The sequence below is a fragment of the Companilactobacillus metriopterae genome (assembly GCF_002762335.1).
Classification (GTDB): domain Bacteria; phylum Bacillota; class Bacilli; order Lactobacillales; family Lactobacillaceae; genus Companilactobacillus; species Companilactobacillus metriopterae.
The window spans coordinates 807597-825330 of record NZ_CP024610.1; the positions used below are offsets into that span (position 1 = coordinate 807597).

General features: G+C 32.1%; 17 protein-coding genes and 2 pseudogenes. 9 read left to right on the plus strand and 10 right to left on the minus strand.

Translation table 11 applies throughout. The annotated features are described in order from the left end of the window. Window positions 1-21: 21 nt before the first annotated feature. The 4 genes from glyA to CS873_RS03955 form a co-directional block, all read right to left on the minus strand. Window positions 22-1251, minus strand: a complete 1230-nt coding sequence (gene glyA / locus CS873_RS03940) for a serine hydroxymethyltransferase (protein ID WP_099974574.1) — start codon at window positions 1249-1251, stop codon at window positions 22-24. A gap of 13 nt (window positions 1252-1264) precedes the next feature. Continuing rightward, window positions 1265-2077 carry a DNA/RNA non-specific endonuclease gene (locus tag CS873_RS03945; RefSeq protein ID WP_099974575.1) on the minus strand — a complete coding sequence of 271 codons (813 nt, stop codon included), beginning with the start codon at window positions 2075-2077 and terminating at the stop codon, window positions 1265-1267. A gap of 93 nt (window positions 2078-2170) precedes the next feature. After that, the gene (gene htpX / locus CS873_RS03950) at window positions 2171-3073 is read right to left on the minus strand and encodes a zinc metalloprotease HtpX (protein WP_099974576.1); all 903 of its coding nucleotides are present in this window, start codon (window positions 3071-3073) and stop codon (window positions 2171-2173) included. A 13-nt stretch (window positions 3074-3086) separates the two neighbouring features. Beyond that, window positions 3087-3635, minus strand: a complete 549-nt coding sequence (locus CS873_RS03955; RefSeq protein ID WP_099974577.1) for a LemA family protein — start codon at window positions 3633-3635, stop codon at window positions 3087-3089. Window positions 3636-3715: 80 nt separating this feature from the next. Here CS873_RS03955 and CS873_RS03960 point away from each other — a divergent pair, with 80 nt between their 5' ends. The 4 genes from CS873_RS03960 to CS873_RS03975 all read left to right on the plus strand — a co-directional run bounded on the left by CS873_RS03960 (window position 3716) and on the right by CS873_RS03975 (window position 6966). After that, a complete protein-coding gene (locus tag CS873_RS03960) occupies window positions 3716-4780 on the plus strand; it encodes a serine hydrolase domain-containing protein (RefSeq protein WP_099974578.1) in 1065 nt (354 codons plus the stop codon). Between the two features lie 97 nt (window positions 4781-4877). Further along, complete coding sequence (locus tag CS873_RS03965; RefSeq protein ID WP_099974579.1) at window positions 4878-5258, plus strand: DUF805 domain-containing protein; 381 nt, start codon at window positions 4878-4880, stop codon at window positions 5256-5258. A gap of 19 nt (window positions 5259-5277) precedes the next feature. Next, entirely contained in the window at window positions 5278-5697 is a 420-nt protein-coding gene (locus tag CS873_RS03970; protein WP_099974580.1) for an SLAP domain-containing protein, read from the plus strand. Between the two features lie 141 nt (window positions 5698-5838). Then, window positions 5839-6966, plus strand: coding sequence for an NAD(P)-dependent alcohol dehydrogenase (locus CS873_RS03975; protein WP_099974581.1), 1128 nt, complete (start codon window positions 5839-5841; stop codon window positions 6964-6966). A gap of 32 nt (window positions 6967-6998) precedes the next feature. Here CS873_RS03975 and CS873_RS03980 read toward each other — a convergent pair whose 3' ends face one another. Then, entirely contained in the window at window positions 6999-7985 is a 987-nt protein-coding gene (locus tag CS873_RS03980; RefSeq protein WP_099974582.1) for a 3-hydroxyacyl-CoA dehydrogenase, read from the minus strand. Window positions 7986-8341: 356 nt separating this feature from the next. Here CS873_RS03980 and CS873_RS08120 point away from each other — a divergent pair, with 356 nt between their 5' ends. From CS873_RS08120 to CS873_RS03990, 3 genes are all read left to right on the plus strand, one after another. Further along, window positions 8342-8518 (plus strand): hypothetical protein, encoded by a 177-nt coding sequence (locus tag CS873_RS08120; protein ID WP_169922449.1) that lies wholly within the window; start codon window positions 8342-8344, stop codon window positions 8516-8518. 139 nt (window positions 8519-8657) lie between these two features. After that, window positions 8658-10130, plus strand: a complete 1473-nt coding sequence (locus CS873_RS03985; RefSeq protein WP_099974583.1) for an alpha/beta hydrolase — start codon at window positions 8658-8660, stop codon at window positions 10128-10130. Between the two features lie 93 nt (window positions 10131-10223). Next, complete coding sequence (locus CS873_RS03990) at window positions 10224-12122, plus strand: hypothetical protein (protein WP_099974584.1); 1899 nt, start codon at window positions 10224-10226, stop codon at window positions 12120-12122. Here CS873_RS03990 and CS873_RS03995 read toward each other — a convergent pair. The 3 genes and pseudogenes from CS873_RS03995 to CS873_RS04005 all read right to left on the minus strand — a co-directional run bounded on the left by CS873_RS03995 (window position 12090) and on the right by CS873_RS04005 (window position 14939). After that, window positions 12090-12521 (minus strand): VOC family protein, encoded by a 432-nt coding sequence (locus CS873_RS03995; protein WP_245823040.1) that lies wholly within the window; start codon window positions 12519-12521, stop codon window positions 12090-12092. The genes CS873_RS03990 and CS873_RS03995 overlap by 33 nt on opposite strands. A 99-nt stretch (window positions 12522-12620) precedes the next feature. After that, window positions 12621-13388: pseudogene (locus tag CS873_RS04000) on the minus strand (phytoene/squalene synthase family protein); the annotation flags it as partial. A 72-nt stretch (window positions 13389-13460) separates the two neighbouring features. Continuing rightward, window positions 13461-14939 carry a phytoene desaturase family protein gene (locus CS873_RS04005; protein ID WP_099974586.1) on the minus strand — a complete coding sequence of 493 codons (1479 nt, stop codon included), beginning with the start codon at window positions 14937-14939 and terminating at the stop codon, window positions 13461-13463. Window positions 14940-15241: 302 nt separating this feature from the next. Between CS873_RS04005 and CS873_RS04010 the strand changes: the two genes are divergently transcribed. Next, window positions 15242-15568: a hypothetical protein gene (locus tag CS873_RS04010; protein ID WP_099974587.1), complete on the plus strand. Its 327-nt coding sequence runs from the start codon at window positions 15242-15244 to the stop codon at window positions 15566-15568. Window positions 15569-15691: 123 nt separating this feature from the next. Further along, window positions 15692-16477 carry a hypothetical protein gene (locus CS873_RS04015; RefSeq protein ID WP_099974588.1) on the plus strand — a complete coding sequence of 262 codons (786 nt, stop codon included), beginning with the start codon at window positions 15692-15694 and terminating at the stop codon, window positions 16475-16477. A gap of 261 nt (window positions 16478-16738) precedes the next feature. Here CS873_RS04015 and CS873_RS04020 read toward each other — a convergent pair. After that, window positions 16739-16915 (minus strand): annotated as a pseudogene (locus CS873_RS04020) (type I glyceraldehyde-3-phosphate dehydrogenase); the annotation flags it as partial. 215 nt (window positions 16916-17130) lie between these two features. Next, the gene (locus tag CS873_RS04025) at window positions 17131-17694 is read right to left on the minus strand and encodes a TMEM175 family protein (protein WP_099974589.1); all 564 of its coding nucleotides are present in this window, start codon (window positions 17692-17694) and stop codon (window positions 17131-17133) included. Window positions 17695-17734: the final 40 nt, after the last annotated feature.

Below are 17734 nucleotides of genomic sequence, written 5' to 3' on the forward strand. Positions count from 1 at the left end.
TGGAAAAATCCATCTCTTTTTTTATTTAACTGGATATTTATCTGTTAGAGCTTTAGTTCTGGCATCTAGTTCTTTTAGTTTTTCTTCATTATCATGGTTATTAATTGCTTCAATAATTATATGTGCAACTTCTTTACAATCATCTTCTTTGAAACCTCTAGAAGTGATTGCAGGTGTACCAATTCTCAAACCTGATGTTTTTGAAGGAGGCAATGGATCACCAGGAATTGATTCTTTGTTGGTTGTAATGTGAATAGAATCTAGTAAATCTTGAACTTCCATTCCATTTAAATTGGTTTCTGTTAAAACAATGTTTAGTAGGTGATTGTCAGTTCCACCTGTAAGAACTGGTATATTTTCAGTTTGGTTGAATACTTCAGCCATAGCACTAGCATTCTTAATAATTTGAGCACTGTATTCTTTGAATTCAGGTTCTAGGTCTTCGCCGAATGCGACAGCTTTAGCGGCAATGACATGTTCTAGTGGACCACCTTGAGTTCCAGGGAATACTGCAGAATTGATTTTTTTGCCTAGTTCTTCACTTGCAAAAATCATACCACCACGTGGACCACGTAATGTTTTGTGAGTGGTAGTTGTAACGATATCGGCAACGTTAATAGGTGATGGGTGAAGACCCGCAGCCACTAGTCCAGCAATATGAGCCATATCTACCATTAGATATGCATCTACAGAATCTGCAATTTCACGGAATTTATCAAAGTCAATAATACGACTGTATGCAGATGCACCAGCAACAATCATTTTTGGTTGAACTTCTTTTGCTATTTTTTGAACATCATCGTAGTCAATCAATCCATCGCTGTTTACACCGTATGAATAAAATTCGTACATTTTACCTGAAAAGTTAACTTTTGATCCATGAGTTAGGTGACCACCAGCATTTAAATCCATACCTAATACTTTATCACCTGGTTTTAAAACTGCTTGATATGCTGCAGCATTAGCTTGTGATCCTGAGTGTGGCTGAACATTCACATATTCAGCGCCAAATAATTCTTTGGCACGGTCTATTGCTACTTGTTCGATTTTATCGATATATTTACAACCACCGTAGTATCTCTTTCCAGGGTAACCTTCAGCGTATTTGTTTGTTAGTACTGATCCCTGAGCCTTACGAACATTATCAGAGACAATATTTTCAGAAGCAATCAATTCAATATTTCTATTTTGTCTTTTCTCTTCTAATTCAATTAAATCAAAAATCTCACTATCATTTTCTTTATATATCATAGCTGTTCTCTCCTTAATTATTGTTTACTATTTTACTAGTACCATCAGTGTAATTGATTTTAACTCCTTTTTCTATATTAAAGATATAGATGTTAAAGGAAACCTGTCCGTCTTTTCTGCCTTGAGCTGTTAGTGATGTCGCCATCATGTGAACACCACGAGCTACTAATTCATTTCCTCGATAGACTGGCTCTACTCGATATCTGACATAGTTCTCAGGGTTTCTCCTGATGTAGTATGCCATATCTTCTTCGTATTTGAGCATTCCAGGGTTATTCAGAGATTTTGTACCAGTGATCAAATTCTTGGGGTTGTTATTCTGTCCTGTGAATTGATAACCAATCAAATGTGATCTGTTGTATAACCAGTCATGTCCATTAATCTTTTTGTTGTGCCATCCTGTAGGATCAACATATAGCTGTTCTCTTTTGGCAGTGGGCATGATTCCTTTGTTAAGCATCGCATTAGCAACACCTGCACGATTAAGTCTATCTAAGTTTGAATATTCTTCCCATGCGCCTCTTGAAGTACTAAGCTCTTCGTCAGAAAAAGTCGGCTTATCTCCATTGATAGTAATAATTTGTTCCTTGTCATAATTTAGCTTAGCTAAATCACTATAGGAGCTATTGCTTTTGACAATGTTGTTCGCTGTACTAGGACTACTTTTTGAAGGCATCTGAAAACTCTCATAAAGTCCACTTCCACCTGCAATTACTAAAACTAGACCAGCTGTCATTAAATTACGATAAGTTTTCTTTTTTGGTTTTGTAACGTATGTTGAAAATACAATCACAACCCCTACAACAATTAACCCAATCATATACATAATTTATCCCCTTATTCTCCCATTAAGTTGTTTCAATTCTAGCATATTTGTTACTTAAAAATAAAAAAGAACTAGGACTTAGCCTAGTTCTTTTTAGATATCTTGTAGTCGTTTAATTCTTTCATCCAAAGGAGGGTGGGTGTCATAAAGGCTGGCACGTTGCTTCTTTTTCAGTGGAGTACTTATATATAGTGAGGCACTAGACTCATCAACCTTTTTCATTGGCTTACTATTATCTTTCAGTTTTTCCAAGGCACTAATCAACCCTTGAGGATTTCTTGTTAATTCTACTCCAGAAGCATCAGCAAGATATTCTCTATTTCTAGAAATTGCAAATTGAATTAAAGTCGCAATCATGGGTCCTAAAAATGAGAATACAATACCAACAATCCAGATGACAAGACGAATAATTTCTGCATTAGAGTTATTGCTCTCGCGGTCATCACTCATAGGTCTTGCCCAAAATAACATATTTGAAATCATATAGCTTAAAAAGATAATTGCAGACGAAAGTGCAATAGCAATTGTTGAGACACGAATATCATAATTACGTACATGTGATACTTCGTGAGCTATAACAGCCTCTAGTTCTTCACGATTCATCAATTCTAATAGTCCTGATGTAACTGCCACTGCAGAATGTTTAGGATCTCTACCCGTAGCAAATGCGTTAGGACTAGGGTCATCGATTATATAAACTTCAGGCATAGGAATGTTAGCGACCATGCTCATATCTTCAACAATGTGCCAGAGTAGTGGATTTTCCTGTTCAGAAGTTTTCTTAGCATTATTCATGCTCATAACAATCGAAGTCGACTGATAGTAGGTTGTCAGAATATAGAATAATGTAATTAAAAATCCAACAATCAAACCAGCATATAAATTATTAAAGAAAAAATCACCAACAAAGGCAGAAATTCCCATCAATAAAATAATGAATAATGTAAAGATTAAATAGGTTTTTCTCTTATTACGATCTATTTGCTCATAAACCATGATGCTGCCTCAATTAAAACTTAACTTCTGGCGCAGCTTTTTCAGCATCCGGAATATTTAAGTAATCCATTTTTTCAAAATGGTGAATTCCTGCAACAATGTTGCGAGGGAATGTTTCAAGAGCAGTATCATAAGATTGAACTTGGCTGTTATATGCTTGACGAGAGTAAGCAATCTTGTTTTCAGTATTTGATAGTTCTTCCATCAATTGACCGAATTGTTGATTAGCCTTTAGGTCAGGATAACTTTCTGATAAAGCAAAAACTTGGCGTAATGCACCAGTAAGTTGTGTATCAGCGTCTACTTTTTCTTGTAGGGTAGATGCATTATTTACACTATTACGTAATTCTACAATGTTGGCTAATGTTTCTTTTTCATGAGAAGCATAGCCCTTGACTGTTTCCACAAGGTTAGGGATAAGATCAGTTCTTCGTTTTAGTTGAACATCAATTTGTGAACTAAATTCTTGAGCTCTATTTCTGTACTTAACTAGTCCGTTATATGCGGCTACATAGGCTATTACTAGTATAACCAGTATAGCGATTATAATAATTGCAATCATATGTTTCTCCTTTTATATTATTAAGTATATTCTAGCATACTTAGCATTGTGTTCTATAATATGAGTGAGGTGGGTGGAAAATGAAATATATTAAACGTATTGTCATATTAGACATTATAGCAATTCTGTTATTATCTTTCTTTTCGAGTAATGTTTATGCTTCAAACGGTTCTTATATAGGTGGTATTGAACAGAAAAACGGTTGGTCTGGAACTATGATGGTGGTTAAGAACGATAAAACTGTTTATCTAAAAAGTTTTGGTTATGCAAACTATAAAAAAGATAAAAAAAATACCAATACGACTAGTTATCAAATCGATTCTATTCAAAAAAGTCTGACTGCTGGTCTTGTAATGCAACAAGTTGATAAGAAAAAATTGAAGTTAAATCAAAAATTAAGTGATTTTTATCCACAGATAGAAGGTAGTAACAAAATTACTATTCTTCAAATGTTAGAGATGACTTCTGGATTAAGGTTTGATGAAGATAATGAATCAAAACAAATAATGTCTGAGCAAGATACAGCATTATATTTAGCCAATAATACAACGTTTAATAGTAAAACATACAAGAAATGGGCTTATACACCAATCAATTATAATTTGTTAGCTGGTATATTGATGAAAGTTACTCACAAGTCTTACTCTGAATTATTTACAAAGGAATACATCAAAAAATTAAAATTAAAACATACTAAATTTGCATATGATAATGGCAAGAAAATCAGAGTTGCTGGTGGTTATACTAACTCTGATCATGAAGATAAAACTGTAAATTATAAATCACCTTTTGTTGTGCAAAAATACGAGTATCACAATGAATTGGGAACAGGACAAGTCTATATGAGTGTTGAAGACTTATATAAAGCAGAAAAATATATTACATCTGGCAAGTTTTTGACTCCTAAATCTAGACAAAAACTATATAGTCCTAGTCAAGTTTCATCTTATTCAGGCGGTTTCTACAATAGAAAGAATGACCACTATGCGAATGGTTGGGGTTATGGCTATCAGGGAGTTATCCACTTAACAGATGATAGTAAAAGCTTTGCTATTCTATTAAGTAATTATCAGAGGGATGCTTATGATTTAAAACCTTATGTTCAAAAAATATTTAGTACAATTATTTTGGAAAAAGAAAATTAATGTAACTTATATTTGATAGAAATCTTTTCATATTATGAAATGATAGCGTATACAAACATTGTTAAACTTAAGTTATCAAATAGGATAGGAGTTTAATTTGAGATCATATTTAGAATTTTGGACTAAACTATTTGTTTTTAATGCTTCAGCTACAAGAAAACAGTACTGGATTCCAGCAATAGTAAATTATCTTATTATGGGTATTTATTTCGGAGCTTCTGGAGAATACAAATATTTATATCCTAGTGTTTATCAAATCAGTTTACACTCTGAATCACTAACAGCTACAATAGTATTGTTTGTCTTTTGGTTGGCGACTTTCACTATTAGAGCAAGAAGATTACATGATACCGATAGAAGTAATTGGTGGATTCTCATTGAAATCATACCTTTCTTAGGTGATTTAGTTATATTTATATTGTTATTATTACCATCGAACCCAAATAGTAGATGGAGAGTTAATCAATCAAATACCTAGTTAAATTGGAGGAATATACATGAAGAAATATACAAAATTTATTACTGCATTTGCTGCTGCTACACTACTTTCATTGGGAACTGTGAATTATGTTGTTTTAGCTGATAAGGCAGTAGATATCGACCCTGGATTTGCTATTGATCCTGTAGATCCAATCATTGACCCTGACTTCTCAGTAGATCCTGTTGTTAACCCTGATGTTGAAGGAGTTACACCTACTGTAGATGAAAATTGGGTAAATACTCATCTGGATACTGTTGTTACTGTAAAAGATGGTTTTTCAGCACCAGTATTTGACTATGATGGCAATGCTATAGGAGAGGTTGCTCCACAAAATACTCCTTGGTATACAGACCAACAACATACAAGCCAAAAAGATGGCAAAGTTTATTATAGAATCGCTACAAATCAATACATTCTCGCTGATCAAGTAAATTAAGAAACTCCCACAAATTTGTGGGAGTTTTTATTTTGAAAATTATTTACATTATTTTTATGAAAACGCTTTTGAAAATATGATCGAATGTTAAACTAAGTATGTAAACTATTGTTAATAAATTAACAAATTGGGGTGGAAAAAATGAGTAAAAAAATTAATGCAGCCGTTATTGAAAAATTAAACGGAGATTTTGATATTAAGGAAGTTTATGTTGATGATGAACCTAAAGCCAATGAAGTTTTAGTTAATATTGTTGCGACAGGTATTTGTCACACTGATGAAGCATTAAGAAATGGACAATCAGGTGTTACAGAATTTCCAAGAATTGCTGGACATGAAGGTGCAGGAATTGTTGAAAAAGTAGGTGCTGGTGTAACAAACATCAAACCTGGAGATCACGTAATTCTTTCATATGCTTTTGATGGAACTTGTGAACAATGTCTAAAAGGACATCCATCATCATGTTTAAATTGGGGTGAACTAAATGTTGGAGGTAAGAGACCAGATGGAGCACCTACATTTACAGCCGAAGATGGTTCTGTAATAGATAATTTCTTCAATCAATCTTCTTTCGCTTCAACGACATTGGTACAACAAAACAATGTAATCGTGATAGATAAAAAAGTTGATTTGAGAAAAGTTGGACCACTTGGCTGTGGTCTAGTTACTGGTTCAGGTACCGTCTTTAATGGCTTGAACCCTCAACAAGGTAGCACAATTGTTATTGTAGGAAGCGGTGCAGTAGGTGCCGGAGCTATAATGGCTGCTAAAATTAAAGGATGCTCTAAGATTATTAGTGTTGATATCCATGATCAAAGATTAGAAACATCAAAGAAAATCGGTGCTACTGATACTATCAATAGTAAAGATTTAAATTGGGTTGAAGAAGTTAAGAAACTAACTGACGGTTATGGAGTAGATTTTGCTATCGATACAACAGGAATTAGTAAAATCATTAAAGAATGTCTAGATGTTTTGAAATCTGGTGGACACTTTGCACCAATAGCAGTTACTGACAAGTCATTAGAATTCTTACCTTGGAATGAATTGGTAGCTTCTCAAAAGCACGTTGATGGTATATTGATGGGAGATGCAGTTCCTCAATTGTTGATACCACAATTAATAGAATTTTGGCAAAAAGGTCAATTTCCATTTGATATTTTGGAAAAAATTTATGATTTCTCTGAAATTAATGAAGCAAATAAAGCTTCAAATAAAGGTTCCGTTATCAAGCCAGTTCTAATTGTTGATAAATCTTATCAAGCATAAAAAAGCTTCCTTCATTATGAAGGAAGCTTTTTTTAACTAAGAAAATTAGGATCAGTGTAAGCAGGGTTAGGATATTTGTAAAATCCTTCTCCTGCTGCAATACCCATTTTTCCCTTATCGATATATTCATTCTTTATCATGTCAGCTAATGGTTGGAATGAAGGATCATCTTTTGCGTGATTAGAGACAATGTCATAAGCGGTCTTCAATCCTACAATATCCAATATTGCAAATGGACCCATCGGAGCTTTAGTTGCTAACATCCAAGTCTTATCTATAGTTTCAAAATCGGCCACACCTTTAGCATATAGTGCTTGTCCTGCACTTAAAAATGGAACTAGCATAGAGTTTAGTATGTAACCAGGCTGTTCTTTTTTGAGTTCGATAGTTATCATACCAATGTCTTTAGCAAATTGAACTACATCCTCATAAATTCCTTTATCAGTTTTGCTGTGACCCATTATTTCAGCAGTATTGTTCTTCCATATTTGGTTTGCAAAGTGAAGAGCAATGAATTTTTCAGGTCTACCTGTAATATCAGCAAACATGCTAGGTAATAGAGTTGAAGAATTAGTAGCAAAAATTGTTTTTGATGGAGCAACTTTTCCTAATTTTTCATAGAAGTTATTTTTTATCTCAACATTTTCGGGTATTGCCTCTATCAGTAGATCTGCATCACTAACTGCCGATTTTAAGTCTGATGAAAAACTGATGATATCTTTGGCATGCTTTATAGATTTTAAATCGTCGTTTAGTTCATTAAAAGTAGCAATTTTTATATCAGGTAAAAAGTTAGGATTATAAACACCGCCATGCAATACTTTATCCATTGTTTTCTGTTGTTCACTAATTTCTTCAGTATAAATGTCAGATAAATTTTGTATAGTTTGTTTAGCTTTTTCCAGTGTTTTGTCATTTATATCGTAGATAGTTACATTAAAACCCTTAAAAGCAGATTGAAATGCAATTTGAGAACCTAAGACACCACTACCAGCAACAGTAACATTTTTTACAGTCATAATAATTCTCCTTATCTTTTTCCTTAACTGTAGTCCTAGTTTTTAATTATGTAAACGATAACAACCAATAGTTGAAATATCTAATTATTATTATTGAATATTAAAATAAAAATCTGATTTATTGTTGCTTTTAAATTGTTAAATATGTGATAATTAAGCTTCAAATATGTTATAGAGGAGATTAAGTTGAAAAGACTACTATTGTTTCAGTTATAGTTATTATTATTGCTGAACTTTTTGTTTACAACAATTCTAAGAACAAAGACAGCGTTGAGAATTCTGATCAAGCCATTTCAATTGTTAAAAAAGCAATTGGAAAAGGTAATAATGATAAAGACCCTATCGTTAACTGGTCAGTGGTTTCTTATGCTGAAAAGAAAGACGGTTCAACATTAGATCACAAGAATAAAAAAGTTTATCTAGTCAGAGGACAACACAAGTCTTACGTAAGGGCTAATCCAAAAGCAGGATCATATGATGGTGCAGACTACTATGTATATCCTGATGGACATATTGTAAAAAGAAGTGAATAAATAATTTATTTAAAATTTTAGATGTCGGTATGTTAAATAAAGTTATTTTATTATTTAAATCTATTTACAATTTTAAAAATATGTAAAATAGCGATCGATAATATGATATATTTTTATATTATAAATTAAGGGGAAAATTATGAAAAAGAGAAAGTTTTTACCGTCTTTGATTTTAGCGTCAATTTTAATTGCGCCTGTCACAACAACGGTCGTTTCGGCAGATATAGATCCAGATACATCTGATTATCAATCATCGGATTTAGTAAGCCAGCAAGATTTATCTGATGACAATTCGCTATATTTACTTAGTTCAGAAAAAAATATTTTGAATTCTGATAATGATTCTGAAAGCCAAAACTTAAATGAGAATTCCAGCTCAGATATAACAAGTAATGACAATTCAGAAGTAAATAATATCGACAACGAAAATAATATTAGTCCTAGTGAAAACGATACTATTTCCATAAGTGATATTAATCAAAAGGGAAGCACAACACATAAGACTATCCTTGGTAAGATAAATGGTTTTATCAATGATAGGATTACTGACGTCACAACAGGGACTGTGGCTGCAATAAGTTACCCATTCTTGTTTGGTAAACATGGGACACAAATTCTTTCTGATGTCAGAACTTTTATAAATCCAAATAGATACGATGTTGAAAACACATGGAATGTTTTAGATAAAAAATATAATCCAGAAGCTAGTCAAGAGTTCTACACAAATGCTCAAGATTGGTGGGACAATCAAGCAGTAAAAGAAACTATGGAAGTACCATTTTACAACGATAGCAGCAAAAATATTCGTGCAACGTATGTTGCTAATAATGCATCTAAAAAAACAGTAATAATAGGCCAAGGTTGGACTGAAAGACCAGACTGGATAGGTGTTGTTTCGAAGGTTTGGTACGACATGGGTTATAACGTATTAATGCCAAGTCAAAGAGGTCAATTCAGTAGTGATGGAAATCTACTATCATTTGGTTATCAAGATAAAAATGATTGGAAAACTTTAGTAAGTAAAGTTAATGAAATGAATGGTGAAGATGGTGAAATTGTTTTCTATGGTCAATCACTAGGGGCAAATACAGCATTGGAAGCTGCATCTGAAACTGATTTAGCAAAAAATGTAAAAGCAGTTATCGCTGATGCAGGGTATTCAACTCTACCTTCATTGGGTAATTCACTCTATGGAAAAACACTTAATTCATTTAATGGAGTGACTGGAAAATTACTTATACCAATTAATTTTAGTAGTTTACCTTTCCTGCCATATGAAAAAATAGTTAAGAATGTTGATAAAATTAACCAATTCTTACAAGGATTCAGTTTAGATGATGTATCGGGAATAGCTGCTGCTGCAAAAACAACTATCCCATCATATTTCATTACAACAGAGGATGATGGATTTATACCAGAGACACAAACAGTTGCTATGTTTGATGCAAGTAAAGCCAGCCTGAAAAGTCTATGGGTACTGACGGGTAGTGTAGGAGGTCATGCCTCAGCCAATAACGCAGTTGGTGACTATCAAAAGAATATTCAAGGATTTTTAGACCAAATCAATAAAGTTAATAACTTGTCACAAGATAATGAATTAATCGTAGCCTAATTATTTTAAAACCTGTATAATATGTTGCGAACAAAAAAGTATAATTTGATTACTCGTTGTGATAATGTGTTTATATAGATTGGAGGGGTTCAATTGCATAAAAAAATATTGGTTGCAGTATTTTCTTTATTATTTTTTGGACTGTTTAATATATTACCTGCCCATAGTAATTCAAATGAAGTACTTGCCGCAGAGACAACAGTAACTCCTTATGAGAAACCTACTGGTGACCCTATTAAGTTTCTATTTATTTGGTTAACTACTGGTTATGATTTACAACCGCAAAGTCAGTACACATATGTAGGTAATACTAAGACACTGACAACATCTTCCGCAATGTCTATAGTGGATGCTGTTCTCAATCCGTTTGCAAGTCAACATATAACTTGGTACACATCAGATAATAATGGATCGACATGGACTGAAATGAAAAGAACTGAAACAAGTCTATTAGTAACACCTACAAAAGTAGGAGAGACACATTATCAACAAAAATCTAGATGGTATGTTATACCAACTCTTCTGTCTCCTAAAGCGTATTCAAAGGTTGCAACTATTACTACACTTCCAAATCCAGTTGAAGCTGTGTCATTAAAAGTTAATACGGATGTAACTTATCTTTATAATAATCAAAAAGATAAAACATCAACATATGCTCATGCGACGCCTTTCCCCACGAATGCAACAGGAGAGGTAACATGGTCTGTTAATAATGCAGATCTTGCAACTATAAATGAAAAAACTGGTTTATTAACTGCAAATAATAATAGTAAATCTGGTATTGTTACTGTAACAGGAACTCTGACAAATAGTGATGGTTCAACTGTATCTGATCATACTGATGTTGAAATTGGTGGAGGACTAGACGATCAAACTGTAGATGAAGGAAATACAGCTACTTTTGCTGTAAAGGGAAATTTCTCTGCAACACCTGATTCTGTCGTGTGGCATAAGGTTTTGGATGGAGATGATATTGTTGTTGATAAGTCAAACAATATGGCGTACACTACCCCTAAAACTACATATAAGGATGATGGAGCAAAGTACTATGCGGTCATCAAAATATCTCAAGGTGACCAGTCATCAACTATAACAACCAATCAAGCAAAGTTGAATGTTAATTTTGATACAGAACCAAGAATTACATTGGATAGTACAATAGAAGATAAGACTTACACAGATCCAAATAATGACAGTACTACAATAAACTCGGTAGCCAAGAATGACAATGTCGTTGTCAAAGGTAATATTAAAGATGATAATGTAAATTCGAAACTTGCATCAGGTCTTTTAACATTTAAAATACCTGCTGTTCTTAATGTATCTGATGTAAAAATTGATGGATCATCTACTTCAAACTATTTCGTAACGAATGATAGTGATACATCAACTAAGTACTTGAATATATCTGATTTAAGTTTTAAAACCACAAAAACTCATTCATTTGAATTATCGGGATACGTTGAAAATATTCAATTAGATAACTATCAATCATTTGTTTTATTTAAGGGTGTAGATAGTAATGATGATGAATTAGACGGTGAATATCGTAGTAATATTTTGAATATTAATTACACTACAAATAATATAACTGCTAATTCCAGTGATATTGATTACGGAAATATTGATTATAAGAACATTAATCAACCAGTATCTGCACAGTTGAGTAATAGTGACAGAATTGCCTTAGAAGTTGACGATCAAAGAAGAGAGAAGAAGCCAAAGCAAATTTATCTTTCTGAATATAAACCATTGACTAATTCTACTGGAAATAAAATGAACGCTGATCTTAGATACTACTATTCAAATGGCAATTTTGATAGTTTGAGTAAGGGAAGTTTGTTGATATCTAGTACAAAACTTTGTGAAGCTATTAATTCTATATATTGGAGCGATAAAACAGGACTGAACTTATATCTATATAATCTTAATACACCAAAAGGTGATTATGAAGCATCACTAACTTGGACTATTGTTGATAGTGTTAAGTAAACAAAAAGGGCTCTCATTTGAGAGTCCTTTTTTATTTGCCAGAAACAGCAAAGTATAAATCATTAGGATCTTTGAAGTTAAATACTTTGTATCACCCATTTTTTGTAAATCACCAACAGTGATATTAAGATTGATCATCTTACTTCTTAAACTATCAATATCATTTGAGTGGAACATTATAGATGGGACATTGTCAGCCACTTCAGGGGAATTTTCTTTTATAAATTCAATATCATAAATGCATAAAGTTAAACTGCTGTTATCAGTAGGGGATACTTTAGCAAATGAGTAATTTCCTATTTTGCCAGCTTCTATCAGTGAGAAGCCAATATTTTGCCAAAATTTTGCTTCAGCATCTACATTTTTAACGTACAACATTACTTCGACTATATCGTTCATTATTTAATATCCTCAAACTTTCTATTTATAATCTAAAAATAATTTTAACAAATAAATCAAAGTTATGGAGCATCAACTAGTGTTATCAATATTTATTATTTATAGTGTTCTTAAAAATAGATAAACTTTTTGTGATTTGCTTATATAGTTTCTTTTATTGAAACAATCATAGTTGTTTTTTCTTATTACATTTAAAATCTCTTTATAGAACATCACTGATCGAATTGTAGATTTTTTTGCAATTGGTTTTAAATATTTTGCTCCGTCTTCAAATTCTTTATAATATTTTTCTGCAATTTTAGCTTCATATTCCCAAAGGTTAATAAAATTATCATTCAATAATTTGTTATGTAAATCATCTAAAGAGTAGTTATATGAATGCATTACTTCTAAAGGGAGGTATACTCTGTTATTCTTGTCATCTTCACCAACATCTCTCAGTATATTTGTTAATTGCATAGCTTTACCCAAATAAATAGCATAAGGATTAAAAGCATCGGGGTCATCAAAGATAATAGGTGATAGCATGAGACCAACAGTTCCTGCAACATAGTAACAGTAATCCTCTAATCGATTTTGAGTTTTTATCTCGATTTTTTGAAAATCGGAAATTTGACCATGTATCATATCTCTAAATGCTTGAATATTCATATCATAGTTTTGAAATACAACATACAGAGCCCGCCACATTGGTGAATCTGCGATATTTCCGTTTAAAAATTCATCAAAGTCAGTAACAAAGTATTCGAGAGTAGTTATGTCATCATTTTTATCAGCTAGATCATCAATTCTTCTACAAAATGTATATACTGCAAAAACACTGTAGGCATCTTCTAGTGGTAAGGACTTAAAAGCGTTGTAAAAACTCGTGGAGTTATTTTTATTACATTCTTACAATATTCAAAATCATCTTTGTATTTCAAAAATAAATTTTCAGAATTATTTGTCATCTCTTAATATTTCCTCAACTGTTAATTTTGCACTGTTAAGTACTATTGGAACACCTGCACCTGGGTGGACACTGCTACCGGCAAAGTATAGGTTGTCTATTTCATCAGATTTGTTATGAGGTCTGAAATAGTTACTTTGTAATAGGGTAGGTCTTAATCCAAATTTAGCACCGTTGTATGCATTGAATTTTTGTTCAAAGTCTTTTGGTGTATAAATATGTTCAACACGAATGTGATCCTTGATATCAGGAAGAATATCCTCATCTTCCATCATTGTTAGAATCTTATCTCTATATTTGGCAACTTCATCTGAACTCCAAGATATTTTTCCACTTGAAAGTTCTGGTACTGGAGTGAGGATATAGATTGATTCGCCATCTTCAGGTGCCATCGATACATCAATTCTACTTGGTATGTATATGTAAGACGAAGGATCTTCAGGGAATATGTTGTTATCGAATAAATCATCAACATTCTTTTTGAAATCATCTGCAAATCTTATAGTATGAAGATTTCTGTTTGAATACTTTTTATCTGTTCCTAGATATATCATGAATGCTGAATAAGAGTATTTCATACTATCAATTTTCTTATCTGTATACTTCTTTCTATTTGTTTCATCGATTAAATTCTTCATAGCATAAGGGAAGTCGGCATTGGCCAAAACATAGTCAGAAGTAAATTCTTTATCATCAATAATTATTCCAGTAGCCTTCTTGTTCTCAACCATAATTTTAGATACGTCGCTATTAAGATGTATCTTTCCACCTAGTTCTTCAAACAATTTAGCCATAGCTGTAGCCATTGAGTACATACCACCATCTATGTACCATACCCCATAAAGTGATTGAATCATTGGAATTATATTGTAAAGAGATGGACCTTCATATGGAGAAATGCCAATGTAAAGAGTTTGGAAGGCAATTGATTTGGCAATTCTGTCATCGTCAACAAATTTTGAAATAGCAGTGTATGCGTCACCGAGAGTGTGTAATTTAAAACCTGCTACTAGTGATTTCATATTAAAAAAATCGTGTGGTTTTCTGTACGATTTGTTTAAAAAATTCTCATTGGCAATAATGTATTTATCATATATATCGCTCAAGAATTTATAATAACCTGAAGCATTTTCGTCGCCCATGAACCTAGTTAGTTTGACAAGGTCAGAAGTAAGTTCTAAGTCGCCATCGTTTTTAAATTTTAAATCCATCATTGGTTCGATGCGTCTCATATGAATATAATCTTCAGAATTTTTTCCAGCAAATTCGAATACTTCGTTGTAGATATCAGGCATCATTACGATTGTTGGACCAACATCAAATTTGTAGCCGGAATCGACTATTTGGTTCATCTTGCCTCCGACTGTAGCTTCTTTTTCGTAGATATCAACGTCGTATCCTAACTTTTGCAATCTGATACCAGCAGATAATCCTCCAACACCAGATCCTATTATAGTAATTTTTTTCATGTTTAAATATTCCACCTATTTCTTAGTTAATTTAATTGTATGGCATAATGGGCGATATATATAATTATAGGAATAACCAAATAAAAATTAATATTGTTTATAAATATGTATCGAATATATTTGACAAGTGTGTTAAAATTTAAATTAATTTTCATTAAAGATTTATAACTTTATAAATGAGAAATTAATTTCCGGTTTATAAATGTGTTTACAAATTGAAATGAATCCATTAAAGTAAGGCTTAATCAATTGGTTAAGCCTTTTTGACGTCAAAGGTAAATTTAAATTGGAGAATTTTTATTATGGATGTGAGATTAGTAAATAATGAAACTGGAGATATGATAGATGTAAATTTAGGATTTTCGTGGACTACTTTATTTTTTGCGTTTTTCCCAGCAATTTTTAGAAAAGATTGGAAGTGGGCAGGAATAATATTTGGAATTTATTTCGTGGCGAATATTTTAACATTAGGAGTTGCTTGGGTTGGTGGAATTATAACCGCAGTAGTATTCGCATTTTTGTACAACGGACTTTATGTAAAAAATTTGTTGCAAAAAGGGTACGAACCAGCAGGTGATAACTCGAAAAAGGCATTAGAAAGAAAAAATCTAATTCAAATTAAAAATTAATTTTTTATAACGTATTAATCAATATACTTTTATTTGTAAATTATCGAGATTATAATTGGCGTGTTTTTGAAGTAGTATTACATGCTATGTGTATCAAAATAATAGTATATGGGGAGAAAAGTTATGAAGAAGAAATTAATATTATTAGGAATAATACTATTAAATATTTTAGTAATTGGGGGTTATAAAACTAGCACAGTAGTTCAGGCTTCAACAGATATTCTTACTGATAAATATGAGCCTACTGGTGTTGCTGCTGTGAAATATCCACAAGTTGTAATTAGAACAAACAGATATGAAAAGAGAACCGATTTGGACAGTATTATTACTAATGTTAATAATGTCGTCAATGAATATCCAGAAGATGACAGTGCTGCAAGATCTAAAGCAGCAATTGGTTCACTGAATACATACTTTAACTCAGGTAATATCGGTCATGTTTGGATTATCGTATTTAATAGTTCAAAATCTGGTGATTATACTAGTTATGCTTACCACGGAAATGGTTATATAAAAAATGGTCCTTACGATACATCAGAAAGAAAATTTCATCAAGAACTTGCTGTAAATGTTAAATCTTATGATGATACTAGAAATTTAATGGAAGGAACATATATTCCTAAGTTAAACAGCCAAAGTTACAGTGTTGGTAAAATGATGAACCTTAGTGGCAATGCAACTAATGGTTCATATACACCTATTAATAATTGTGCATGGTTTGCTGGAGAATTGTTCAATCAGACAACTGGTGAAAATCTAGTTTATGCTCAACCAATTAATGGTCAGAATCTAAGCAGTTGGGGTATGCCATATTTAGCTAACATCAGTCAAATTGCTGATCCAGGTATGGTATCAGAAAGTATTGAAAAAGATAACGAGAAGAAATGTTTCCACTTCTTAGATTTCTAAAACAAAAACACTACTTTTGAGTAGTGTTTTTGTTTCTTTAAAGATGTTATTATTGGGTTAAGCTTTAATTTGGAATTATTTGGGGGGCATTAACTATGGAAAATATAAAAAAACGTATTAACGAGAATATGCATTCTAAGAAGAATATACGATTTGCAATTACTATGGCAGTAATTGTTGGGGTGATTGAATTTATAACTACAATTTGGTTTTAGAATAATAAAAAGTTCACTATTTATGATAGTGAACTTTTTTAGTATTTTAAATTTTGGCTAGTTTATTTAACACTCGTACCATTTGGCATACAAATCCATATTCATTGTCATACCAAGAGACAGTCTTAATTAATTGGTAGTCATCAGTTGTAACAACTTCTGTTTGCGTAGGGTCGAAGATACCACCAAAAGTTGTACCAATAACATCCGAAGAAACAATTTCATCATTGCTCCGCAGTGTTTCTTTGATTTCTAGGAACCAGGAAATTTCAGATTGCATATATAAATATTTATGATGTTGTATACCAGGCATATATTTAGAATTTACTTTCGATACCTAATATAATATCTTTACAGTCGAGAGACTGTATAGCATAATAACCAACCCTATTAACTAGAAAAAGCCCTTGCTCAAATTTTGAGTAGGGGCTTTTTGTATTAGTTTGTTTTGGAAGATCTTTCAGGTATAAACCAAAAGAATATTGAAGAAAGAAGTCCAATAAGTGGGAAGAAAGGAATAAATAATGTAACTATCAAAGTGAAGCAATTGATAGCTAATGAAATCCATTCTTTCTGTAAAGACTGTTCCATTTTTGGAATATCATTAATTCTCATAACAGATTTTTTCAAGTTGATACTAGATAAGTTGAACAATATTACATTTATTACATAAAGTGAAGACGACAGAACAGAATTAATATCTGATCCCATCCACGCAGTTGTTGCAGGTAGTAGGGATGTGAAAAATAGCAAAACAATGTTTGACCAAATAATTCTATAGTCAATTCTATCAATACTATTAAATAGTAAGTGATGATTTACCCACATAGTAGCTATGAATATAAAAGTTATAATATACGAGAAGAATGGGATAGCCATTTCCATTAATGCATGCACAGAGTGGTCATTGTCAGGAAGATGAATTTCCAATACCAAAATTGTCAAAATAATTGCGACTACAGCATCAGTGAATGCTTCAAAACGTTCAGTTCGTTCAAACATAGATTGCTCCTTTATAATTGTTATTATATTATGAGTATAA